General features: G+C 70.9%; 22 protein-coding genes. 5 read left to right on the top strand and 17 right to left on the bottom strand.

The window, feature by feature from the left end; genetic code table 11:
• Positions 1 to 289 precede the first annotated feature (289 nt).
• On the top strand, positions 290 to 712 hold the full coding sequence (locus tag DDZ18_RS08570; protein ID WP_109252933.1) for a hypothetical protein: 423 nt from the start codon (positions 290 to 292) through the stop codon (positions 710 to 712).
• Positions 713 to 859: 147 nt separating this feature from the next.
• On the opposite strand, the gene DDZ18_RS08565 is transcribed toward DDZ18_RS08570, so the two are convergent.
• From DDZ18_RS08565 to purD, 3 genes are all read right to left on the bottom strand, one after another.
• Positions 860 to 1,915, bottom strand: coding sequence for a phosphotransferase (locus DDZ18_RS08565; protein ID WP_109252932.1), 1,056 nt, complete (start codon positions 1,913 to 1,915; stop codon positions 860 to 862).
• 253 nt (positions 1,916 to 2,168) lie between these two features.
• Complete coding sequence (locus DDZ18_RS08560) at positions 2,169 to 3,461, bottom strand: metal-dependent hydrolase family protein (protein ID WP_109252931.1); 1,293 nt, start codon at positions 3,459 to 3,461, stop codon at positions 2,169 to 2,171.
• 79 nt (positions 3,462 to 3,540) lie between these two features.
• Complete coding sequence (purD, locus tag DDZ18_RS08555) at positions 3,541 to 4,827, bottom strand: phosphoribosylamine--glycine ligase (RefSeq protein ID WP_109252930.1); 1,287 nt, start codon at positions 4,825 to 4,827, stop codon at positions 3,541 to 3,543.
• Positions 4,828 to 4,940: 113 nt separating this feature from the next.
• Between purD and xseA the strand changes: the two genes are divergently transcribed.
• The 3 genes from xseA to DDZ18_RS08540 are packed head-to-tail and all read left to right on the top strand — an operon-like array spanning position 4,941 to position 7,498.
• Positions 4,941 to 6,377 (top strand): exodeoxyribonuclease VII large subunit, encoded by a 1,437-nt coding sequence (gene xseA / locus DDZ18_RS08550; RefSeq protein ID WP_109252929.1) that lies wholly within the window; start codon positions 4,941 to 4,943, stop codon positions 6,375 to 6,377.
• 51 nt (positions 6,378 to 6,428) lie between these two features.
• Complete coding sequence (locus tag DDZ18_RS08545; RefSeq protein WP_109252928.1) at positions 6,429 to 6,665, top strand: DUF2093 domain-containing protein; 237 nt, start codon at positions 6,429 to 6,431, stop codon at positions 6,663 to 6,665.
• On the top strand, positions 6,662 to 7,498 hold the full coding sequence (locus DDZ18_RS08540) for a M23 family metallopeptidase (protein WP_109252927.1): 837 nt from the start codon (positions 6,662 to 6,664) through the stop codon (positions 7,496 to 7,498). The genes DDZ18_RS08545 and DDZ18_RS08540 overlap by 4 nt, the downstream gene beginning before the upstream one ends.
• On the opposite strand, the gene DDZ18_RS08535 is transcribed toward DDZ18_RS08540, so the two are convergent.
• Genes DDZ18_RS08535 through DDZ18_RS14130 form a run of 4 tightly spaced genes read right to left on the bottom strand, consistent with a single transcriptional unit; the run spans position 7,477 to position 11,447 of the window.
• On the bottom strand, positions 7,477 to 8,385 hold the full coding sequence (locus DDZ18_RS08535) for a lysophospholipid acyltransferase family protein (protein WP_109252926.1): 909 nt from the start codon (positions 8,383 to 8,385) through the stop codon (positions 7,477 to 7,479). The genes DDZ18_RS08540 and DDZ18_RS08535 overlap by 22 nt on opposite strands.
• A 10-nt stretch (positions 8,386 to 8,395) precedes the next feature.
• Complete coding sequence (gene lpxK, locus DDZ18_RS08530) at positions 8,396 to 9,415, bottom strand: tetraacyldisaccharide 4'-kinase (protein ID WP_109252925.1); 1,020 nt, start codon at positions 9,413 to 9,415, stop codon at positions 8,396 to 8,398.
• Positions 9,412 to 10,695 carry a 3-deoxy-D-manno-octulosonic acid transferase gene (locus DDZ18_RS08525; RefSeq protein WP_233245771.1) on the bottom strand — a complete coding sequence of 428 codons (1,284 nt, stop codon included), beginning with the start codon at positions 10,693 to 10,695 and terminating at the stop codon, positions 9,412 to 9,414. The genes lpxK and DDZ18_RS08525 overlap by 4 nt, the downstream gene beginning before the upstream one ends.
• Positions 10,692 to 11,447 (bottom strand): lysophospholipid acyltransferase family protein, encoded by a 756-nt coding sequence (locus DDZ18_RS14130; protein ID WP_109252923.1) that lies wholly within the window; start codon positions 11,445 to 11,447, stop codon positions 10,692 to 10,694. Before DDZ18_RS14130 ends, DDZ18_RS08525 begins: the two co-directional genes overlap by 4 nt.
• 89 nt (positions 11,448 to 11,536) lie before the next feature.
• Between DDZ18_RS14130 and DDZ18_RS08515 the strand changes: the two genes are divergently transcribed.
• A complete protein-coding gene (locus tag DDZ18_RS08515; protein ID WP_109252922.1) occupies positions 11,537 to 12,199 on the top strand; it encodes a fused DSP-PTPase phosphatase/NAD kinase-like protein in 663 nt (220 codons plus the stop codon).
• 5 nt (positions 12,200 to 12,204) lie between these two features.
• Here the strand turns inward: DDZ18_RS08515 and DDZ18_RS08510 are convergent, their stop codons facing one another.
• The 10 genes from DDZ18_RS08510 to DDZ18_RS08465 form a co-directional block, all read right to left on the bottom strand.
• On the bottom strand, positions 12,205 to 13,875 hold the full coding sequence (locus tag DDZ18_RS08510; RefSeq protein ID WP_269845071.1) for an ABC transporter ATP-binding protein: 1,671 nt from the start codon (positions 13,873 to 13,875) through the stop codon (positions 12,205 to 12,207).
• A 111-nt stretch (positions 13,876 to 13,986) separates the two neighbouring features.
• Positions 13,987 to 14,238 (bottom strand): DUF4170 domain-containing protein, encoded by a 252-nt coding sequence (locus DDZ18_RS08505; protein WP_109252920.1) that lies wholly within the window; start codon positions 14,236 to 14,238, stop codon positions 13,987 to 13,989.
• Positions 14,239 to 14,242: 4 nt separating this feature from the next.
• Positions 14,243 to 15,019 carry a 3'(2'),5'-bisphosphate nucleotidase CysQ gene (locus DDZ18_RS08500; RefSeq protein ID WP_109252919.1) on the bottom strand — a complete coding sequence of 259 codons (777 nt, stop codon included), beginning with the start codon at positions 15,017 to 15,019 and terminating at the stop codon, positions 14,243 to 14,245.
• On the bottom strand, positions 15,006 to 16,397 hold the full coding sequence (locus DDZ18_RS08495) for a TldD/PmbA family protein (protein ID WP_109252918.1): 1,392 nt from the start codon (positions 16,395 to 16,397) through the stop codon (positions 15,006 to 15,008). The genes DDZ18_RS08500 and DDZ18_RS08495 overlap by 14 nt, the downstream gene beginning before the upstream one ends.
• A gap of 51 nt (positions 16,398 to 16,448) precedes the next feature.
• On the bottom strand, positions 16,449 to 16,841 hold the full coding sequence (locus DDZ18_RS08490) for an MAPEG family protein (protein ID WP_109252917.1): 393 nt from the start codon (positions 16,839 to 16,841) through the stop codon (positions 16,449 to 16,451).
• Complete coding sequence (locus tag DDZ18_RS08485) at positions 16,838 to 17,500, bottom strand: DsbA family oxidoreductase (RefSeq protein ID WP_109252916.1); 663 nt, start codon at positions 17,498 to 17,500, stop codon at positions 16,838 to 16,840. Before DDZ18_RS08485 ends, DDZ18_RS08490 begins: the two co-directional genes overlap by 4 nt.
• 43 nt (positions 17,501 to 17,543) lie before the next feature.
• Entirely contained in the window at positions 17,544 to 18,920 is a 1,377-nt protein-coding gene (locus DDZ18_RS08480; RefSeq protein WP_109252915.1) for a dicarboxylate/amino acid:cation symporter, read from the bottom strand.
• A 61-nt stretch (positions 18,921 to 18,981) separates the two neighbouring features.
• Positions 18,982 to 19,317 carry a hypothetical protein gene (locus tag DDZ18_RS13885; protein ID WP_158272110.1) on the bottom strand — a complete coding sequence of 112 codons (336 nt, stop codon included), beginning with the start codon at positions 19,315 to 19,317 and terminating at the stop codon, positions 18,982 to 18,984.
• Positions 19,318 to 19,517: 200 nt separating this feature from the next.
• On the bottom strand, positions 19,518 to 21,020 hold the full coding sequence (locus tag DDZ18_RS08470; protein WP_109252913.1) for a UbiD family decarboxylase: 1,503 nt from the start codon (positions 21,018 to 21,020) through the stop codon (positions 19,518 to 19,520).
• A gap of 61 nt (positions 21,021 to 21,081) precedes the next feature.
• Complete coding sequence (locus DDZ18_RS08465; RefSeq protein WP_109252912.1) at positions 21,082 to 22,506, bottom strand: serine hydrolase domain-containing protein; 1,425 nt, start codon at positions 22,504 to 22,506, stop codon at positions 21,082 to 21,084.
• Between the last annotated feature and the right edge of the window lie 160 nt (positions 22,507 to 22,666).

Here is a 22,666-nt window from a genome sequence, read left to right as displayed (position 1 = left end):
GCCTTCGAGAGGGCTATCTCCGAGAGGTCCCGGATCGCGCCTTCGGCGCGTCCGGGATTTCACTCACCCCACCCCGACCCTCCCCTCAAGGGGAGGGAGTCTTCTGCGGCCCATGACGGGCTCGGCCTGATCTCCCTCCCCCGCTTGCGGGGGAGGGACGGGGTGGGGGAGGAAGGCGGCGGTCATCAGTTCGCCGCAGGCCTCTCGAACGCACCGACGGCCGTCCCCCTGATCCGCGCCGTCGCCGCCCGCGTAAGATGATTCAGAATCCAACGCGGGAGTCGCCGTCATGCTGGATTGGCCGACAAGCTGGTACATCGCCGCCGGCGCGGCGCTCATCGGCGCCGTCATGGGCGCGGCAAGCCTCGCCGTGCCGCGCTGGGGCCAGGGAGTCGTCCGACTCGCGCCCGATCCGCGCTGGAAGGGCGGCTGGGCGGAGTTCCGCGCCTCCTATGGCGGCGGGTTCCTTTTCGTCCACGCCGCCGTTCTGCTCACGCTGGCGATGAGCTTCCAGGCCGGCGCCGGTTCGGTGATCGGGGCGAGCTTCGCCGCGTCGCTCTACTGGTTCGGCATGGCGGTCGGGCGCATCGTTTCGCTCGCGCTGGACGCCGGCCGGGACACACGCACCGGCTACAACGTCTTCAGCGTCGGCTTCGAGGCGGCGATGGGGTTGGCGCTGCTCGCGCCCTTCCTCGGCCATCTGGGCGGGTAGGGGCGTCTCGCGTCGCATCCTTCGAGGCTCGCCTGCGGCTCGCACCTCAGGATGAGGGAATCGTCCGGCCGAACTGTTGTACAAGACTCACCCTCATCCTGAGGCGCCTGGCATCAGCCGGGCCTCGAAGGATGGGAGGCCGCGCGCCTACGCCTTCACCATTCCCCACGCATAGTCCGCCATCGGCCGGACCAGCGCGCCGAGCTCCTTCGCGCGCTCGTTCGAGGCGTTGCCCTGCATGGCGCGGGCATAGACGCCCTGGGCGATGCCGGCGAGCCGGAAGATGTTGTAGGCGAAATAGAAATCGAGCTGGTCGAGGCCGTCGCGGCCGGTGCGCTCGCAATAGGCGGCGACGTACTCGTCTTCGGTCGGGATGCCCAGCGCCTCGAGATCGACGCCGAGGAAGCCCGAGCGGATGTCCTTGGGCGTGCGCCACTGCATCAGCTGGTAGGTGAAGTCGGCCAGCGGATCGCCCAGCGTGGACAGCTCCCAGTCGAGCACCGCGACGACCCGGGGCTCGGTCGGGTGGAAGATCAGGTTGTCGAGGCGATAGTCGCCGTGGACGATCGACGTGCGGTCCTGCTCCGGGGCGTTCTCGGGCAGCCACTCGATGAGCCGGTCCATGGCCTCGATGGTCTCGGTCTCGGCGGCCTTGTACTGCTTCGTCCAGCGGCCGATCTGGCGCTGGAAATAGTTGCCCGGCTTGCCGTAATCGCCGAGCCCGATGGCCTCGTAGTCGACCGAGTGGAGATCCGCGAGCGTCTTGTTGGAGGCGTCGTAGATCGCCCGGCGCTCGGCCTTGTCGAGATCGGGCAGGTAGGGATCCCAGAAGATCCGGCCCTCGACGAAGTCCATGACGTAGAAGGCCGTGCCGACGACGCTCTCGTCCTCGCACAGCCCGTGCATGGTCGGGACCGGGAAATCGACCCCTCCCAGCGCGTCCATCACCTTGAACTCACGGTCGACGGCGTGGGCCGACGGCAGCAGCTTGCCCGGCGGCTTGCGCCTGAGCACGTATTCGCGGCCCGGCGTGGTGAGCTTGTAGGTCGGGTTCGACTGGCCGCCGCGGAACTGGGAGACGGTGAGGGGTCCCTCATAGCCGTCGACGTTCGCCGCCATCCAGCGCTCGAGGCCGGCCTGATCGAATTTCAGGGCGTCGGCGACGTCCTTGGTGCCGGAGAACTGGGCGTCGAGTTCGGACATGATCGTCTACTTTGCGGGCTGCAGGCGGCGTCTCTGACTCGCCGGGAGGCTGGTGCGTGGTCGGTCATATCACCCCACCCCGACCCTCCCCTCAAGGGGAGGGAGTCGGGTTGCGGCCCTCGCACCCGTCCCCGCGATGCATTGGCCCGCGAACACCTGTTCTCCCTCCCCCTCGGGGGAGGGCCGGGGTGGGGGGACGACGTTCCGGCCGCGCCGATCAGGGTCGGAGTCGGTCGGGGATTCGAAGAACGACCTACTCCTCGTTCTTCGCCACCGTTCCCCCGATCATCACGAAGTCGACGTCGCGCAGCTCCGAGATGTCGGCGAGCGGATCGCCGTCGACGGCGACGATGTCGGCGTACTTGCCCGTCTCGATCGTCCCGATCGCGTCGGCCATCTGGACGTGGCGCGAGGCGTTCACCGTCGCGGTCCGGATCGCCTCGGCGGGCGTCATGCCCGCCTCGACATAGAGCTCGAACTCGCGGGCGTTGTCGCCGTGCGGCGAGACGCCGGAGTCGGTGCCGAAGGCGATCATCACGCCGCCCTCGTGGGCCTGGCGGACCATGTCGAGCATCTGCGGGCCGACCTGGCGCGACTTGGCGCGCTGGTTGTCGGTCATCCACTCGGCGGTCTCGGCCATCTGCGAGACGTACTCGCCGGCCATGGCGGTGGGCACGAGATAGGCGTCGTTGCGCCGGAACAGACGGATCGACTCGTCGTCGAGATAGGTGCCGTGCTCGATCGAATCGCCGCCGGCGCGCAGGAAGGCGTCGATGCCGGTCTCGCCGTGGGCGTGGGCGGTCACCCGCCGGCCCATCATGTGCGCGGCCTGGACGATGGATTCGAGCTCGTCGTCGAAGAATTGCCGCTCGACGCCGGCCGCCGTGTCGGAGAGCACGCCGCCGGTCGCCGTGATCTTGATGACGTCCGCGCCGCCGCGCACCAGCTCGCGCACCGCGCGCCGGCAGTCGTCCGCGCCGTCGCAGGCGCTGGTGCTGGAGAAGTAGTGCAGCACCTCGAGATTGAACCCGTTGATGTCGGCATGGCCGCCGGTGGGCGTCACCGCCGGGCCGGAGACGCGCATGCGCGGGCCGATCACGTCGCCCGCCGCGATGGCGTCGCGCAGGCCGGTGACGGCGGAGAAGTCGCCGCCGACGTCCTGGACCGTCGTGAAGCCTGCCATCAGCGTCGTGCGCGCGTTGCGCGCGCCGTCGAGCGCGAGATCGGCTGAGTCGTCGGTGAAGGCCTGGAAGCGCCGACCCGGGCCGAGTTCGGAGAGGATGTGGACGTGGCTGTCGATGAAGCCGGGCATCACCCAGTCGTCGGACAGATCGACGATCTCCGCGCCTTCGGGCGTGACGAAGCCGTCCTCGATCGCCTCGATGCGCTCGCCGCGGACGAGGATCGAGACGTCCTCGCGCGCCTCCTCGCCGGGCACGGCGATGAGATGACCGGCGTGGATGACGCGCAGCGGCGCCTCGTCCTGGGCGTAGGCGGCGGCGCAAAGCCCGATGGCGGCCGCGCAGGCGGTCAGAACGCGTTTCATGTCCGGTCTCCCCGAAAAGTGATCGTTGTTCACCGCTATCTCGGCCGCTCGGCGGCGCGGTGTCAAACCCCCGGCGCCGTCAGTCGAGCGCGCGCCAGGCGATGTCGCGGCGGCAGTAGCCTTCCGGCCAGTTGATCAGATCGATGGCGGCGTAGGCGCGGTCAACGGCCTCGCGCAGGCTCGCGCCGGTAGCGGTGACGTTGAGCACCCGGCCGCCGGCGGCGATGGTCTCGCCGGCGTCGTTCAGGTCGGTGCCGGCGTGGAAGATGGTCACGCCTTCATAGGCCTCGGCGGCCTCCAGCCCGCGGATCACCGAGCCCTTCGCATAGGCGTCGGGATAGCCCTCGGCGGCCATCACGACGGTGACCGTCGGCGCCGGATCGGCCTCGGCGGGCAGCAGGCTGGCGTATTCGCGCTCCGTCATGCCGCCGGTCGCGCTCGCCAGCAGGGCCGGGACGATGTCGGCTTCCATCTGGGCCATCAGGACCTGGCATTCGGGATCGCCGAAGCGGCAGTTGAATTCGACCACCTTCGGCCCCTCGGCGGTGATCATCAGGCCGATATAGAGGACGCCGCGATAGGGCGAGTCCTCGTCGGCCATGCCGTCGATCATCGGCCGGGCGATCTCGGTCTCGACCCGGCGCATCAGCGCGTCGGTCATCACCGGCGCCGGGGCGTAGGCGCCCATGCCGCCGGTGTTGGGCCCGGTGTCGCCCTCGCCGACGCGCTTGTGATCCTGGGCGGGCGGCAGCGTGATCATGTTCTTTCCGTCGGTGAGGACGAACACGCTGGCCTCCTCGCCCTCCATGAATTCCTCGATGACGAGCGAGGCCGAGGCCTCGCCGAACTTGCCCGAGAGCATGGCGTCGATCTCGCGCTCGGCCTCGGCGCGATCCTCGGCGATGACGACGCCCTTGCCCGCCGCCAGCCCGTCGGCCTTGAGGACCCAGGGCGCGTCGAACTCGTCGAGGAAGGCCTTCGCCTCGGCCGCGTCGGTGAAGCGGCCGTAACGCGCGGTGGGGACGTCGAACTTCGCCATCATCTCCTTGGCGAAGGACTTCGAGGCCTCGAGCTGCGCGGCCGCGCCCGAGCAGCCGAACACGTCGAAGCCGCGCGCGCGCAGCCGGTCGGCCAGCCCGGCGACCAGCGGCGCCTCGGGACCGACGACGACCAGGTCGGGCTCGATCTGCAGGCACAGCTTCTCCAGCCCGTCGACATCGTCGGCCTTGACGTCGAAGCACGGCCCGATCCGGTCCATCGCCGCGCTGCCGGGCGCCGACCAGACCGTGTCCGCGAGCGGGCTTTGCGCGATCTTCCAGGCCAGGGCGTGCTCTCGCCCGCCGGATCCGATGACGAGGATGTTCAAGAGGGGTCTCCGTCGATTTCGAAACGCCGTGATCGCCGCGCGGGCGCCGGGCGTCAAGCCGCGGCGGTTCCCGGCGGCTGGCCTCGCGGCGAATCCGGTTTAGCATCCGCGCCATGACGCCGTCAGACGCCGCCGCGACCAACGTTCCCGAATACTCCGTCTCCGAGCTGTCCCGCGCGCTCAAGCGGACGGTCGAGGACGCCTACGGCCATGTCCGCGTGCGCGGCGAGCTCGGCCGCGTGACGGTCGCCAAGTCCGGCCATGTCTATCTCGATCTCAAGGACGAGCGCGCGGTGATCGACGGCGTGGTGTGGAAGGGCGTCGCGGCGGGGCTGGGCTTCCGCCCCGAGGAAGGCCTCGAGGTGATCGCCGAGGGCCGGCTGTCGACCTTCCCGGGCCGGTCGAAATACCAGATCATCATCGAGCGCCTCGAGCCCGCCGGCGAGGGCGCGCTGATGGCGCTGCTGGAGGCGCGCAAGAAGGCGCTCGCCGCCGAGGGGCTGTTCGCCGAGGCGCGCAAGCGCCCGATCCCCTTCCTGCCGGAGGTGATCGGGGTGGTGACCTCGCCGACCGGCGCGGTCATCCGCGACATCCTCCACCGGCTCGAGGACCGCTTCGGCGTCCACGTCCTGCTCTGGCCCGTGCTGGTCCAGGGCGAGAAGGCCGCCGAGCAGATCGCCGCGGCGATCGAAGGCTTCAACGCGCTGCCGGAGGGCGGGCCGGTTCCGCGCCCCGACACGCTGATCGTCGCCCGAGGCGGCGGCTCGATCGAGGATCTCTGGGCGTTCAACGAGGAGATCGTCGTGCGCGCCGCGGCGGCGTCCGACATCCCGCTCATCTCCGCGGTCGGCCACGAGACCGACACCACGCTGATCGACTACGCCAGCGATCGTCGCGCGCCCACGCCCACCGGCGCGGCCGAGATCGCCGTGCCGGTCCGGCGCGAGCTCGTCGAGCGCGTCGAGGGGGTGGGCGGCCGGCTCGCCGCCGCGCTCATGCGCGGGATCGAGCGCAAGGCCTCCGAGCTGAAATCGGCGGCCCGCGCCCTGCCGCGCCCCGACCAGATGATCGCCGAAAAGAGCCAGCGGCTCGATTACGCCGGCGAGCGGCTGGGTCTCGCCGTCCGGGCGCGGCTGGAGCGTCAGCAGGGTCGGCTCGACCGCGCCTCCGCCGGTCTGCGCCCCGCCGCGCTCAGGCGCGATCTCGACCAGCAGGCCCGGCGTCTCGAGCAGGCCGCCGCACGCGCCCGGCCGGCCTTCGAACGCCGGCTCGACGCGCGCCGCCGCGATCTCGCCGCGCTGGGCGCCCGGCTGGAGTCGCTGTCGCACAGGAACGTGCTCAAGCGCGGCTTCGCAATGGTCAAGGACGCCGACGGCCGGCTGGTGCGCGAGGCGAAGGCGCTCAACGACGGCCAGGCGGTGTCGCTGCAATTCGCCGACGGCGAGCGGCCCGCGGTGATCGGCGAGGGCGGCGGACCCGCCCGGCCGGCGCCGCGAACGCCGGCGCGACGCGCGAAAACGCCGCCGCCGGAGCAGGGCGACCTGTTCTAGGCGCGGCCGGCCCGTGCTAGCTTTCCGCTCATGTCAGGGACGAGCCATTCCATGAACGAATTCGATCGCGAGTTCACCGGCGAGGCGCACCTCGAATACGGTGACGCGGACTATCTCATCCTCAAGCCCGGCGCGTACGTCACGTGCGCGGTCACTGGCGAAAGGATTCCCTTAAACGCGCTGCGCTATTGGAGCGCGGAGCTCCAGGAAGCCTATCGCGACGCCGACGCGGCGACGAAGCGCTGGCTGGAGGTTCACGGCGGACCGGGATCGAAAAGGGCGTCATGATCGAGATTCTCGCGGGACTTCTGCTCCAGGGCGCGGCGGTCGCCGCCGAAGCGCCGGCCGCGCCCGAAGCGCCGATCGCGTGCGCGGGCGAACACAGGCAGGGCGCGGCGCTGATCTGCCGGACGGCGCCGGGCGCCGAGGTGAGCCTGGGCGACGTCGCCGTGACCGCAGACGAGAACGGCTGGGTGGTCCTCGGCCATGACCGCGACGCCGAAGCCGAGACGACTTTGCGCGTGGCGAGCGGGGACGAGGTTGTCTACGAGGAGACAGTCTCCGTCGCCCAGCGCGAGTACGACATCCAGCGCATCGACGGCGTGCCGCCGGAATACGTCACCCCGCCGCCGGAGACGCTCGAGCGCATCCGCCGCGAGGGCGCGGTGAAGTCGGAGGCCTATACCTCGCAATGGTCCGGCCGCGGTTTTCTCGACGGTTTCGCCATGCCCGCCGACGGTCCGATCACCGGCGTCTACGGCTCGCAGCGCGTCTATAACGGCGAGCCGCGCCGGCCCCATTACGGCCTCGACGTCGCCGCCGCCGACGGGACGCCGGTCCATGCGCCTGCGAGCGGGATCGTCACGCTCGCCGACGACGACATGTATTTCGAGGGCGGGCTCATCTTCATCGACCACGGCCAAGGCTTCACCAGCGCCTTCCTGCATCTCGGCGCGGTCGACGTCGCGGTCGGCGACGTCGTCGAGCAGGGTCAGAAGATCGGCGAGATCGGTTCGGGCGGGCGCTCGACCGGGGCTCATGTCGACTGGCGGATCAAGTGGCGCGGCCGCTATATCGACCCGGCGACGACGCTGGACCTTCAGCTCTCAGCGCCGCGATAGATCGCCTTGTCGAAGCGGCGGTGGACCCAGAACCACTGCGCCGGCGCCTCGTTGATGCGATCCTCCATGAAGCGGTTGATCCGCGTCACGGTCTCGCGGACGGCCTCGGGGCCCTGCCCTTCCGGCAGCTCGATCGGCTCGTGGACCTGCATGCGGAAGCGCACGCCCTCGATGCGGCGAACCGACATCGGCAGCAGGGGCACGCGGAAGCGCAGCGCCATGCGCGCCGGGCCCGAGGCGGTCATCGCCTCGCGGCCGAAGAAGGGCGCGGCGATCCCGTCATTCATCTTCTGATCGTTGAGCAGCGCCACCGAGTGGCCCTCGCCCAGCGCCTTCATGATCTCCTTGGCGCCGAGCCCGCCCTTGGGCGCGAATATCTTCACGCCGTAGGCCTCGCGCTGGTCGACGATGCGCCGGTCGATGAACGGGTTGTTGGCGTGGCGATAGGTGATCCGGCAGGTCGGCAGATGCCGCATGATCATGGCCGGCATCAGCTCCCAGTTCGCCAGATGCCCCGAGATCAGCACCGCCGGCTGGCCGGTGCGCTGCATCTCCTCGAGCACCTCGCGGCCGTGGAACTCGACATGCTCGCTGTCGGGCGAGAGGTCGAAGCGATGCAGGTTGGGAAATTCGCCGGCGAGCCGGCCGAAATTGTCCCACATCCGGTCGAGCAGCTGGTCGAGCTCGCGCGGATGCGCGTCGGGAAACGCGATCTGCATGTTCACGCGCGCGATGTGGTGGGGCTTCGTTCTCGGCCCCAGCATTCTGAGCAGGCGCGCGCCGGCGTCGCTGGCGCGTTCGAGCCCCATCGAGCGGAACAGCCCCTGGTAGGCGTCCCAGCCCAGCGCCTCGGCGCGCCAGCCCAGATTCTGCAGCAACGACGTCATGAGCCTCGGTCTAGCCTTGCTCGCGCGCCGCGTCCACGCGGGGGCGGGCGTCGGCGACGAGATCGGCGATCCGCGCCGGCTCGGCGAAAACGGCGCGCACCGGCCAGGCGGCGACCCGTTCGCGCGCGTCGGCGGGGAGGCGGACCCAGTCCTTCTCCGTGGTGATCAGGCGGGCGTCATGAGCCTCGGCGAGATCGGTCAGCGCATCGATCTCGCGTCGCGTGAAGGCGTGATGGTCGGGAAAGCTCGCCACCTCGGCCAGCTCGCCGCCTTGCGCGGCGAGCGCGTCGTAGAATTTCTGCGGCCGGCCGATGCCGGCGAAGGCGACGAGCGGGCCGTCCGGAGGCGGCGCGGCCGGTTCGAGCCAGGCGGTCAGGACGGGGATGTCGAGCTCGGCGAGCCCGAGGCCGGCATAGTCGGGCCTGTCGTCCTTGTTCCTGACCATGACGACGACGGCGTCGGCGCGGGCGAGGCCCGCCGCGACCGGCTCGCGCAGCGGGCCGGCGGGGAAGACCCGGCCCGCGCCCCATCCCGTCTCGCCGTCGACGACGACGATCGAGAGATCCTTGGCGAGCGTCGGGTTCTGGTGGCCGTCGTCCATCACGACCAGGTCGGCGCCATGTTCCGCCGCCAAGCGCGCGCCCGCGGGCCGGTCGCGCGAGACCACGGTCGGCGCGGTCGCGGCGAGCAGCAGCGGCTCGTCGCCGACATCGGCGGCCGTGTGGAGCGCCGGATCGACCATGACCGGGCCCTTCAATCGCCCCCGCCAGCCGCGGCTGAGCGCGGCCGGCGACCGGCCCTGATCGCGGGCGATCTCCAGGAGCGCCCGCGCCACGGGTGTCTTGCCCGTCCCGCCGAGCGTGAGATTGCCGACGCAGATTACCGGAACCGGCGCGCGCGCCGGCCTCGTGCGCGCGATGCGGCGCGCCGTCGCCCAGGCGTAGACCGCCGAGGCCGGCGCCAGCAGGGCGCGGGTCAGGCGCGCCGAGCCGCGCGGCGCGTCGGCGTCCCAGAAGGCCGGCGGCCTCATGATTCGCGCTCCCGGTTCAGCAGGCCGCGCAGCGCTTCCACGGTGGTCTCGAGCGCGTCGCCGGACAGGCGCTCCAACGCGGCCAGGCCGGCTTCCGGCGTCGGGTCCCCGCCCGCCCAGATCTGCTCGACCGCCGCGGCGATGGCCGCGGCGTCGGAGGCGACGGCGACCGCGCCGGTCGCGCGGTAGGTCGCATAGACGTCGGCGAAGCTATCGACATGCGGGCCGGTGATCACCGCCGCGCCGGCGCGCGTGGCCTCGACCGGATTATGGCCCCCGATGGCCTCGACGAGACTGCCGGCGATGAAGGCCGCCGGGGTGAGCGCGAACCACAGCCCCATCTCGCCCAGCGTGTCGGCGAGCCAGACCGCCGTGTCGGGCGCCGGCGTCTCGCCGGCGGAGCGGCGCGCGAAGGTCAGTCCGGCGAGCTGGAGGATCTCGGCGACGGCCTCGGCGCGTTCGGGATGGCGCGGAGCGAGGATCATCAGCGCGTCGGGATGGTCGCGCCGCAGGCGCAGATGCGCGGCGGCGAGCTCGACTTCCTCGTCCTCGTGCGTGCTGGCGGCGACGAAGACCGGCCGGTCGCCGATCGCCGCCCGGGCCGCGGCGAGCGCGTCGGGGTCGGGTGGAGGCGGATCGGCCTCGAGCTTGAGATTGCCGACCTCGCCCACCTCGCGGCCCGCCAGCGTGGAGAGCCCCTCGGCGGTGCGCCGGTCGGCCGCCCCGATCCAGTCGAAGGCCCCGAGCAGGCGGCGCGCGCTCGCCTCCCAGCGTCCCCAGCGTTTCAGCGAGGCGGCGTTCATGCGCGCATTGACCAGCGCCGTCGCCGCGCCGGACTTCGCCGTTTCGATCAGCAGGTTGGGCCAGAGTTCGCTCTCGACGAACACGGCGAGGTCGGGGCGCCAATGATCGATAAAGCGCCGCGCCGCGCCCGGGGCGTCGACCGGCGCGTATTGGTGGCGCGTGCGATCCGGCAGCCGGTCGGCGACGAGCTCGGCCGAGGTCCGCGTGCCCGAGGTGAGCAGCACTTCGAGGTTCGGCTCGGCGTCGGTCAGCGCGCGGGCGAGGGTGAGGCCGACGAGGCTCTCGCCGACGCTGGCGGCGTGGATCCAGGCGAGCCGGCCCTCGGGCCGCGGCGCGCTCGCCACCCCCTTGCGTTCGTCGATGCGGGCGGGGTCCTCCTTGCCGCGGTCGGCCCGGCGGGCCAGCGCCAGCGGGGCCAGCGGGGCGGCCAGCGCCGTGCCGGCGCAGTAGAGGCGCAGGCCGAACGGCAGGCTCACGAGGCCGGCTCCGCGGCGGGGCTCGCCTCGTTCGGCTCCATCGGCGCGGGATCGATGACATCGACGCCGCAGGCGCGCTCGGCCTCCTGGTTGGCGGCGACGAGGCGCGCCTCGAGCTGGGCGCGCGCGTGCTCGATGGCGGCGGCGTCGGCGTCGCGGGCCACGCGGACGGGTTCGCCCCAGACGATGACGCCGCGGGAAAAGGGCAGGGGCAGGACGAAACGGTCCCAGGAGTTGAAGACGATGCGCCAGCGCGTCGTCCATCCGAGCGGCGCCAACGGCGCGCCGGAGGCGCGGGCGAGCTTCACTGCGCCCATGCCCGCATGCATGCGCGGGCCGCGCGGCCCGTCCGGCGTCATCGCCATGCAGCCGCCCGAGCGGACATGGCGGTCCATCTCCCGGAACGCCGTCAGCCCGCCCTTCTGCTTGGTCTTCTTCCGGTTGCGCGACGAGCCGCGGACCACGCCGATATCGTGAAACTCGGCGACGCGGGTGACCACGTCGCCCTCGCGCGAACGCGAGATCAGGATCGCCGGCGGCTGAACGGTCTTCGGCCAGGCGGCGATGGTCATCAGGATGCGGCCGTGCCAGACGCAGCCGATGACGCCTTCGCCGCTCCTCCAGATCGGCTCGATGTTCTCCCGCCCGCGGACCTCCCAGCGCGTGGTGTGCTTGACCAGGCTCATATAGCCCGCCAGCAGCGCCGCGATCGCGGTCTGCACGGGGCCGGAATTGAGCAGCGCCTTCAACATGACGGCCACTTGCTCGCCGCCCCCGGCCGCCGCGTCAAGCGCGCGCCGCGGTTGCCTGACGCCGTCCGGGCGCCTATGAGGCCTCGGTCATGAGTTACGATCTCGACGATCCGGTCGATTACCGGCGCGCGATGCGCGGCCTGATGTGGGGCGATCACGGCGTCCTGCGGCTGGCGTTCAAGAATTTCCGCCATGTCGGCGGCGAGATGTGGCGCGGCAACCAGCCGAGCCCGGCGCGCATCGGCGAACTCGCCCGGCACGGCTTCCGGACGATCCTCAATCTGCGCGGCTTCCAGACGGGTCGGCATTACTACGAACTCGAGCACTGGGCGGCGAAGAAGCACGGCCTCGCGATCGTCGACCTGCCCTGGGGCTCCCGGGAGGCGCCGTATGTGGAGCGCATCGAACAGCTCGACGAGGTGTTCCGCACGATAGACTATCCCGCCTTCATGCACTGCAAGTCGGGGGCCGACCGCGCCGGCATCGTCGCCGCGCTCTACAAGCTGCTCTACGAAAAGGCCCCGCTCGAGGACGCCCTCGACCAGCTCTCGCTCAAGTACGGCCACATGAAGCAAGGCAAGACCGGCATGCTCGACCATTTCTTCGAGCTCTACCGGGAACGCAACGCGCGCGAGCCGATCGACTTCATGGAGTGGGTGCGCACCGAGTACGATCGCGAAGCCTGCCATGAGGGCTTCATGGCGAGCTGGTGGGGCTCGCTCTTCACCGAGAAGATCTTGCGGCGGGAGTAGCCGGCTCACTCGCCGTCGCGGAACTGCAGCTTCGCGAGGTCGGCGTAGAGGCCACCCTTCTCGACGAGCGCGTCGTGACTTCCCGTTTCGACGACGCGCCCGTTCTCGAGCACGCAGATCCGGTCGGCGGCGCGCACGGTCGACAGCCGGTGGGCGATGACCAGCGTCGTGCGGCCCTTCCTCAGGCGATCCAGCGCGTCCTGCACGCGGGCTTCCGACCGGGCGTCGAGCGCCGAGGTGGCCTCGTCGAGCAGCAGGATGGGGGCGTCCTTCAGGACGGCGCGTGCGATGGCGATGCGCTGGCGCTGCCCGCCCGACAGGTTCGAGCCGCGCGGGCCCACCGGCGTGTCGTAGCCCTGCGGGAGCTGGCTGATGAAGTCGTCGGCGTCGGCGGCCTTGGCGGCGGCCTCGATCTCGGCGTCGCTCGCGTCGAGCTTGCCCAGCGCGATATTGGCCCGGACCGTGTCGTCGAACAGCGTGCTTTCCTGGCTCACCAGCGAGATCGCGCCGCGGAGCGAGGCGAAGGTCGCGCCGCGGATGTCCTGGCCGTCGATCTGCACCCGGCCGGAGCGGGGATCGTAGAGCCGGAGGATCAGGTTGAGCAGCGTCGTCTTGCCCGATCCCGACGGGCCGACCAGCGCGACGGTCTCGCCGGCGGGCACGGTGAGCGAGACGTGATCGAGCGCGCTCTGGTCGCCGGCGTAGCCGAACTCGACATCGTCGAACTCGATCGCGCCGCCGTCGATTTTCAGCGGTGCGGCGTCGGCCGCCTCGAGCAGCGCCGGCTCCTCGTCGAGCACGGCGAAGACGCGCTGGAGCACGGCGAGGCCTTCCTGGATCACGCCGAACAGCGAGCCCAGCGCGCGGGCCGACGGGCTGAGCACGAGAAGGGCGAAAATGAAGGCCACGAGGTCGGCGAGATCGGTCGCGCCGTTGGCCGCCCGCCAGCCGGCGACGGCGAACACCACCGCGATCGCCAGCCCGCCGGCGACTTCCATGACGGGTTCGATGCGGGCGCGCTGGGCGACCATCGACAGCATCAGCCGGAAACGCTCGCGGAAGCGGGTCTCGGAGCGTTCCTGCGCGTAGGATTCGAGCGAGAAGCTCTTGATCGTGCGCGCCCCGGCGAAGCTCTCCTCGAGGAAGCTGGTGACGTCGCCCATCTGGCTCTGCACATCGGTGGAGCGCTTTCGGATCGCCTTGCCGATGCGCAGGACGGGCTGGCCCGCCAGCGGCATCAGCACGACGACGACCAGGGTCAGCACCCAGTCGAGATAGACCATCACGCCCAGCACGCCGACGATGGTCAGGCTGTCGCGCAGCAGATTGTTCGCCGAGCGGATCAGGCTCTCGCGCAGCATGGTGATGTCGTTGGTGAAGCGCGAGATGAGCGCGCCGACGGCCTCGCCCTGCAGGCGCGCGAAATCCGCCGCGATCAGCCGGGCGTACATCGCGATCTGCAGGTCGCGCATAATCGCCAGCGCCAGCCGGTTCGTCGTCAGCGTCTGCAGGTAGAGCGTCAGCGCCCGGAAACCCGTCAGCGCCAGGATAAGCGCCGGGGCGAGATAGATCACGCTGCGGTCGCGCGCGTCGATCAGGTTGGAGACGTGCTCGACGAGCGCGGGATAGGCCGAGGCCGCCGCGGCTGTGAGCGCCGACAGGCCGAGCGCGAGCAGAAGCAGGCGCCAGTGCGGCGCGATCCAGTCCCGCCACAGCCGCCCCGCGATGCGGCGCGAGCTCGCGGCGTCGGGCGCCGCATCGTCAGGGATGGCGGGCGGCCCCAGGACTCAGCCCTGCGGATCGCCCTCGGCCGGGTCGAGCAGCCGATGGGCGTGAATGACGAAATAGCGCATGTGGGCGTTGTCGACGGTGCGCTGGGCGGCCGCCTTCCACGCTTCCTTGGCCGACTGGTAGTCGGGAAACGCGCCGACGAACTCGACCTTGTCGAGATCCTTGAACTCGTGGGCGCGCGGGCCGACCTCCTTCAGCTCGCCGCCGATGACGAGATGAAGCAGCTGGGGGGCGTCCTGTTCGCTCATGCGGTCATGTCTCCCTGGAAAGGCGCTGTAATAACAGCGCGTGCAAGGCGCGACCAGCCGCCAGCGGCGGCGGCCGGCGCGGCGTTTCGGCGTCGTAGGCGAGCGGCTCGCCGCGGTCGGAGGTGATCAGCCCGCCGGCCTCCTCGATCAGGACATGGCCCGCGGCGAGATCCCAGTCCCATTTGCCCCGGACGGCGACGACGGCGTCGTAGCGTCCCTCGGCGACCAGCGCCAGGCGCAGCGCGATGGAATTGACCGTATGGGCGCTCGCGCCGAGATCCCTGAGCGCGGAGAGGCGGCCGGGATCGCCGAGGATGCGCGCCCCGGCGATCGAATCGGCGTCGGAGACCCGGATCGGCTCGCCGTTGCGGAACGCGCCCCCGCCGCGGCGGGCTGCGTACAGGACCTCGCCGGCCGGCTCGTAGACGGCGCCGGCGATCGGCCGGCCGTTCTCCACCAGCCCGACGGAAACGACGAACTCGCCGTCGCGCTGCTTGACGAAGGCGCGCGTGCCGTCGAGCGGGTCGACGATGAAGCTGCGCGCGGCGGTCAGCCGCGAACCGTCGTCTTCGGCCTCCTCCGACAGCCAGCCATAGTCGGGCCGGGCGGTGCGCAGGCGGTCCTCAAGCAGCGCCTCGGCGGCGAGATCGGCCTCGCTGACCGGATCGTTTCCGCCCTTGTCCCAGATCCGCGGCTTGCGGCCGTAGAAGCCCATGATCCGCTCGCCGGCCTCGCGCGCGGCGTCACCGATCAGCGCGAGATCGGCGTCAGCTTCCGCCAACGGACAGCGCTTCGACCAGCACGCTCGGCGCGTTCACGGCGTGATCGAACTCGAGGTCCGAGCCGGGGACGAGCTGCTTGAAGATGTCGAGGAGATTGCCCGCCACGGTGATCTCGCTCACCGGCCCGGCGATGCGTCCGCCGGCGATGCGGAAGCCCGCCACGCCGACCGACCAGTCGCCAGTATTGGCGTTGAGCGAGGGCCCGAACATCTCGGTGACCAGCAGCCCGTCGCCGGCCTCGGCGATCAGGCCGTCGCGGTCGAGCTCGCCGGCGGCGAGATGGACGTTGGACACGCCCGCGCCCGGCGGCGCGCCGAGATGGCGCGACGCGTGGCCCGTGAGCGGCAGGTCGAGTTGGCGCGCCGACGCCGCGTTGAGCAGCCAGGTCGTGAGCACCCCGTCCTCGATCAGGGCGCGCGGCTTCGTCGCCACGCCCTCGGCGTCGCAGGCGCGAGAGCCGAAGCCCCAGGCGCGAAGCGGGTCTTCGAGGATGTCGATGCCGGGCGCGAACACCGCTTCGCCCATCTTGTCCCTGAGGAAAGACGTGCCCCGCGCGATCGCCGGGCCGGAGATCGCGCCGAGCAGGGCGGAGATGAAGGCCGTCGCGACGCGGCGATCGAACACGACGGGCTGCTTGCCGGTGGGCAGGCGTTCGGCGCCGAGACGGGCGGCGGCGCGCTCGCCGGCGATGCGGCCGATCTCCTCGGGCGTTTTCAACTCGCCGCGGCGGCGCGACGAATGCGACTCGAAATCGCGCTCCATGACGCCGTCGCGCTTGGCGATCGGGGCGATGCCCATCGCGCAGCTCGATGACCGGCGGGCGTGCCGGAAGCCCGTCGACGCAGCCAACGCCGACGCGCCCACGCCCAGGCTGGCGCCGGCGGAAGCCGTCGTCTCGACGCCCTCGACGGCCAGCGCGGCGGCCTCCATGGCCAGCGCGGCGCGCTCCAGCGCGTCGGGGTCGAAATCCATCGCCTCGTAGAGCGGGATGTCGGGCAGGTCGCGGGCGAGCTGATCGGGTTCGACGAGGCCGCACCAGGGGTCCTCCGGGGCGGCCTTGGCCATCGCCACGGCGCGTTCGATGGCCAGCGCGCAGCCGGCCTCGGAGAGATCGGAGAAGGCGACGCCCGCCTGGCGCTTGCCGATCAGCACGCGCACGCCGGCGTCGCGCGATTCGGAGCGTTCGACCTCCTCGAGCGCGCCCTCGCGGACGCCGACCTCGAGCGAGCGGGATTCGCTGACATGGGCCTCGGCCTGTTCCGCGCCGGCGCGCTTCGCGCGGGCGACGAGGTCCTCGGCGAGCTCGGCGAGGCTTTCGGGGTCGGGCGGCGCGTCGGTCGGCGCGCCGCCGGACTTGGCGAGTGCGGGATCGGTCATGGCCGCGGCTATAGCGCTCCTTGCGCCGGACGCGCAACGCGCGTGGACGGCTCAGCTGATCGCTTCCCAGAACAGCGCGAGCGCCAGGCCGAGATAGACCAGCATCGTCAGCACCGTCCCGGTGAAGCGCCCGAAGCTCGATTCCGAAGAACCTCCGAGCCCGTAGGCGTGCAGGCCGCGGCCGACCACGAGCGTCGCGCCGAGGCCGTGGATAAGCAGGGTCGGCGCGTCGAGCAGGGCCAGGATCACCAGCCCGACGAGCGCGCCGGGCATCCACTCGGCGGCGTTGGCGTGGACGCGGATGCGCCGGCGCAGCGGCTCGTCGCCGCCGTCGCCGAGGCTCACCTTCGCCTCCCGCCTCTGCAGCGAGACCTGCAGCGCGAGCACCATCAGGATGATCAGATTGATGGCGGTGTAGAAGCCCGCCGCTTCGAGAGCGCTCATCGCGCGTCCTCCGTTTCCGCCCCCGCGGCGGCCTTGCGCAACGCGTCGGCCAGCGTTTCGGGCGCCTGGGCGCCGGCGATCGCGAACCGGCCGTTGAAGATGAAGCAGGGCACGCCGGTCACGCCCAGCGAGCGGTAGAGCTGTTCCTGGCGCTGGACCTCCTCGAGGTCGCGGTCCTCGGCGAGCAGGCCGGCGACGACGTCCCGGTGCAGGCCGATCTCGTCGGCGAGGTCGGCGAGCCCGGCGCGGTCGCCGACATCGCGAAGCTCGTCGAAGAAGGCCCGGAACAGGCGGTCGGCGGCGGCCTCGCCCAGACCCTGGCCCTGCGCCCAGCGGATGACGCGGTGGGCGTCGAGCGTGTTCGGCCGGACCGGGATATCGTCGAAGCGGAAACGGATGCCGGCCTCCGGCGCGGCGGCCTCGAGATGGTCCCGCATCGCTTTCCAGTGTTCCGACGCGCCGCCGCCGAATTTCGCTTTCATGTAGTCGCGATAGCCGACGCCTTCGCGCGGCACGGTCGGGTCGAGCTGGAAGGGTCTGAGGAAGGTTTCGGTCTCGATCTCCGGGGCGAGATCGCGCGCGGCGGCCCAGTAGCGATGGCCGAGCCAGCACCACGGGCAGACGACGTCGGAGACGATGTCGACGGTGACCTTCGCCATGATCCGGATGCTAGTCGTGCGCCCCGCCTCGCGGAAGGCCCGATCAGCTGTGGCGCGCCTCCTCGGCGCTGAGCTCCGGCCCGTCGCGGGTGAGCACGCGCGCCGCCGTGAGATCGCCGGTCACGTTCACCGCCGTGCGCGCCATGTCGAGGAAGCGGTCGACGCCGAGGACGAACACGAGTCCGTAGGCGGGGATGCCGAAATTGGCGATCAGCCCGGACATGATCGCGATCGACACGCCCGGCGCGCCCGGCGCGCCGATCGAGGCGGCCACCAGCGTGATGACGATGATCGCGGTCTCGCTCGGCCCGAGGGTCACGCCGGCGACCTGGGCGACGAAGATCACCGCGACGGCCTGGTAGAGCGCGGTGCCGGCCATGTTCACCGTGGCGCCGAGCGGGATGATGAAGCTCGCCACCGAGGACGGCACGCGCAGCTTCTCCACGGCGGTCTCGATCGACAGCGGCATGACCGCCGCCGAGGACGAGGTCGAGAAGGCCAGCAGCTGGGCGTCGCCGATCGCGCGCTGCAGCCGGGCCGGCGCGATGCGGCCGAACACCGCGGCGATGACGAAATAGGCGACGAGCAGCGCCGCGAGCCCGGCCAGCACGGTGGCGACATAGGCGCCGAGCGCGACCAGCGAATTGACGCCGAGCCGCGCCATCAGCTGGGCGGTCAGGCCGAACACCGCGTAGGGGGTGAGATACATCGCCCACTTCACCACCGTCATCGAGACCTCGAGCATCGCCTCGAGCACCTTGATGAGCGGGTCGAGCTTGGCCTTGTTGTTCGACGCCACATAGGCCACGCCGAGGAAGATCGAGAAGATGACCACGGCCAGCATCTCGTTCTGAACCGCCGAGGCGAGCGGGTTGTCGGGCACCAGCCCGACGATGAGCGAGGGCGCCTGGGCGGCCATCTCCGCGAACGGGTCGGCGGCCTCTGCGGCGCCGGGCGCGTCCGCCGCGCCGGGAACCGGCGGCTTGAGGCGCGGCACGGGCACGGGGCTCGCCTGGACCAGCGCGCCGGGCCTGAACGTCATGGCGAGAAACGCGCCCAGCGTCGCCGCGCCGACCGTCGTCGCGCCGACGAAGATCGCCAGTCCGCCGCCGAGGCGTCTCAGCTTGGCCGGATCGGACGCGCCGGCGGCGAGGCCGAGGATGATCGACGACGCCACCAGCGGCATCAGCACCATCTTGATGAGCGACAGGAAGATATGGCCGGGCAGGGCGAGCCATTCGCCCAGCGTGCCCGCGAAGCTGCGCGAAACCAGCCCGACATCGGGGCCGAGCAGGAAGCCGATCACGACGCCGAGCAAAAGTCCCGTCAGGACCTGCGCCCACAGGCGCGATCGCATCCAGGCGTCGGCGCGCTCGGCGAGCGAGCGGTAATGGATGCGCTTGACGGTGGGTTCGGCCATCGGGTCCTCGCTCGGGCGGGTCGAGCGAGGGTTTAAACGAGACCGGCGGCTTTGTGGATCCTCAGGCCTTGGCGTCCAGCAGCTGGCCGACGAGATCGTCGGCCGCGCGGATCGAGGTCGCCGCGGCCGCGGCGGCGCGATTGGCGCGCATCATCACGACGGCCGCCTCGATGGCGTCGATGGCGACGTCGCGCGGGGAGGAGGAAGAGACGCGTCCGCCGGAGGATGGGTGGGGGGCGATGGGGCCGCCGGCGGACGCGCCAGGTGTTTCCGCGCCGGGTTTCGACGCGTCGGGGATGGTCGATGCCCGAGCATTCGCGATCCGGTCCGCCGCCTTTGCGAACTGGGCGGCGGCGGCTTGGTAGCCTTGCAGGCCGGATGCGACGGCTGCGTTCATGACAGCTTGAGAATGCGGATATGCGTCCGCGATTGCACGCGGAACCGATCGCGGAGGTGAACGCGGGGTTAAGGGGGGCTGGCTCTGCTGGAACCAGGCGCCCCACACTCAGGTCGTCATCGCCGGACTTGTTCCGGCGATCCATGATGTCCGCGCTGCTGGATCACCGGGACAAGCCCGGTGATGACAGGCAGAGGACCTCAATCCAGCCCCAGCTCGCCCCACATCGCGTCCACCCGCGCCTTCGTCTCGGCGTCCATCTCGAGCTTGTCGCCCCATTCCCGGTCGGTTTCGCCGGGCCACTTGTTGGTCGCGTCGAGGCCGATCTTGGAGCCCAGCCCGGAGACCGGGGAGGCGAAGTCGAGATAGTCGATCGGGGTGTTGTCGATGACGGTGCAGTCGCGGGCGGGATCCATGCGGGTGGAGATCGCCCACATCACGTCTTTCCAGTCGCGCGCGTCGATGTCGTCGTCCACGACGATGACCCATTTGGTGTACATGAACTGGCGGAGATAGCTCCACGCGCCCATCATCACGCGCTTGGCGTGGCCGGCGTAGGCCTTCTTCATCGACACCACCGCGATGCGGTAGCTGCACCCTTCCGGCGGCAGCCAGAAATCCACGATCTCGGGGAATTGCTGGCGCAGGAGCGGGATGAAGACCTCGTTGAGGGCCTCGCCCAGCACCGAGGGCTCGTCGGGCGGCCGGCCGGTGAAGGTGGTGAGGTAGATCGGGTCCTCGCGCATGGTGATCGCGGAGACCTTGAACACGGGGAAGCGCTCGACGGAATTGTAGTAGCCGGTGTGGTCGCCGTAGGGGCCTTCCTCGCCGTCCTCGTCGAGCATGACGTGGCCCTCGATGACGATCTCGGCCTGGGCGGGGACCTTCAAGGGCACCGTCTTGCAGTCGACGAGCTCGGCCTTGGCGCCGCGCAGCAGGCCGGCGAACTGGTATTCCGAAAGCGTGTCGGGCACCGGCGTCACCGCGGCGAGGATGGTGCCCGGATCGGCGCCGATGACCGCGGCGGCGGGCAGCGGCTCGGGCTTTTCCTTCTTCCAGCGCGCGTAGTGCTGGGCGCCGCCGCGATGCTTGAGCCAGCGCATCAGCGTCTTGTCCCTGCCCAGCTTCTGCATGCGATAGATGCCGAGATTGAAGTCGTCCTGCTTGTCCTCCGACGGGCCCTTGGTGACCACGAGCGGCCAGGTGATGAGCGGGGCGGGCTCGCCCGGCCAGCAGCCCTGGATCGGCAGGCGGTCGAGATCGATGTCGTCGCCCTTGAGCACGACCTCCTGGCAGGGCGCGCGGCGCACGGTGGAGGGACGCATGCTCATCACGGTCTTGGCCAGCGGCAGCATGTCGAGCGCGTCGCGGACCCCGCGCGGCGGCTCGGGCTGGCGCAGGAAGGCCAGCAGCTCGCCGACCTCCCTGAGCTGGGCGGCGTCGGTGCGCGGCTCGCCGCCGAGCGTGACGGCCCGGGCGACGCGTTCGACCGTGCCGAATAGATTGACCAGCGCGGGCATCTCGCTTTCGCGGCCGTCCTCGTGAACCGGATTCTCGAAGATGACCGCCGGACCCTTCTTCGCCAGAAGCCGGGTCTGGATTTCGGTCATCTCGAGATGGGTCGAGACCGGCCGCGAGACGCGTTTCAGATCGCCCTCCGCCTCGAGGCGCTCGATGAAGTCGCGCAGGGATTTGTAGGCCATGAGGAGGATCCCGCTTCATTCGGTCGGGGCGGGACTTAGCACGCGCGCGACGCGCCGCCCATCACTGTGGCGATCCGTCCTCCGGGACCTCCGGGCCGGGAGCTTCCTCGACGGGCGGGGTCTCGGGCTCGGGCGCCGGGGCGGGGCGCAGCGCCGCGGCGACGGCCGAAGCGAGATCGTAGCCGCCGTCGGAGGTGAAGTTGGTCGCGCCCATGCGCACGACGACGAGGTTCTGCTCGGGCAGGACATAGCCGAACTGGCCCTGGAACCCGCTCATGTAATAGCCCGTGTCCAGCGCCTCGTCGCGCGGATGGCCGAGCCAGAAGCCCAGCCCGTAGGCGGCGTTCGACCCGTCCGTCGGCGTCGCGACGATCTCGTCCCAGTCCGCCGGCAGGATGCGCGTCCCGTCGGGCGCGAGCCCGTCGTCGAGATAGAGCTGGCCCATGCGCGCCCAGTCCTGCGCGGCGGCGTACATGTAGGAGCTGCCCTGGAGGTTGCCGGCCTGGTCGGTCTCGAAGATCGCCGAGCCCATGTCGAGCGGCTCGAAGACGCGGTCGCGCACGCCGGCGAGATCGTCGATGAGCCCGCCCTCGATCTCCTCCTGCATGCGCGCTGTGGCGAGCACTGTCTGGCCGCTCATGTACTCCCAGTGCTCGCCGGGCGCGAACAGGCGTTCGCGCCGCGCCGCCCACGTCGCCATGTCGCCTTCCGTGAACAGCATGTCGGAATTGGGATCCGTGCCGTCATTGTCCTCGGTGATGTCGAGGCCTGCGGTCATGCGCAGCAGGTGCTCGAGCGTGATGTCGGCCTTCTCCGGGGTTTCCTCCAGGGCGGCCTCGTCGGTGATGGCGGGCGCGTCGAGCGCGATTTCCCCGCGCTGGACCATCGCGCCGGCGAGCGTGGCGGCGAGCGACTTGGTCATCGACCAGCCGTGCAGCGGCGTCGCGGACGTGATCCCGTCGGCGTAGCGCTCGGCGACCAGGCGGCCGTCATGCAGCACGACGACGGCGAGCGTGTTGCGCCCGCCGCCCTCGGGCTCGGCGAAGGCCGCGTCTATGGCGGCGTCGAGCGCGGCGACGTCGAACGCCGCGTCGCGATGGGCCGCGTCCAGCGGCATGGGGGCGAATTCGCTTTCGCGCGGCAGGGCGAGGTCGGGATCGAAGGCGTCGGCGTCGTGGACCAGCGTGCAGCCGAGCCCCTCGCGGAACGCGGCGCGCTGGCCGTAGAGCCCGAAGATGCTCGAACGCACCTCGCCGTCGCCGACGCTCATCGACACGAACCGGCCGGCGTCGCCGAGCAGGGGATCGATGTAGAGCGCGCGGGCGCGCTCCGGCGCGAGGCCGGAGACGAAGTGAAGCGAGCAGACCTGCTTGGCGGTGATCCCCGTCGCCGTGGGCAGGTAGATGCGATGGAGACCCGTCCGGGAGAACGTCCAGGCGCCGGCCACGAGCGCGGCGAGCACGACGATGAGAATGAAGCGTTTCATGAGGCCCCTCCCTGTCGGATCGACTTTCGCTCGCGCGTGGGGAGAGGGCAAGCGCGCAGCCGGCGGCTTTGACCGGGTGCGCAGAATCGCCGCGGTGTGATAATCACCTCCGCCGCGAGCGCCGGTCATCGATCCTCGCCGGCGAAACTTCGAGAGGTTT

Source organism: Marinicauda salina, assembly GCF_003122085.1.
Taxonomy (GTDB): Bacteria; Pseudomonadota; Alphaproteobacteria; order Caulobacterales; family Maricaulaceae; genus Maricicauda_A; species Maricicauda_A salina.
This window is presented reverse-complemented; position numbering and strand designations above follow the sequence as displayed.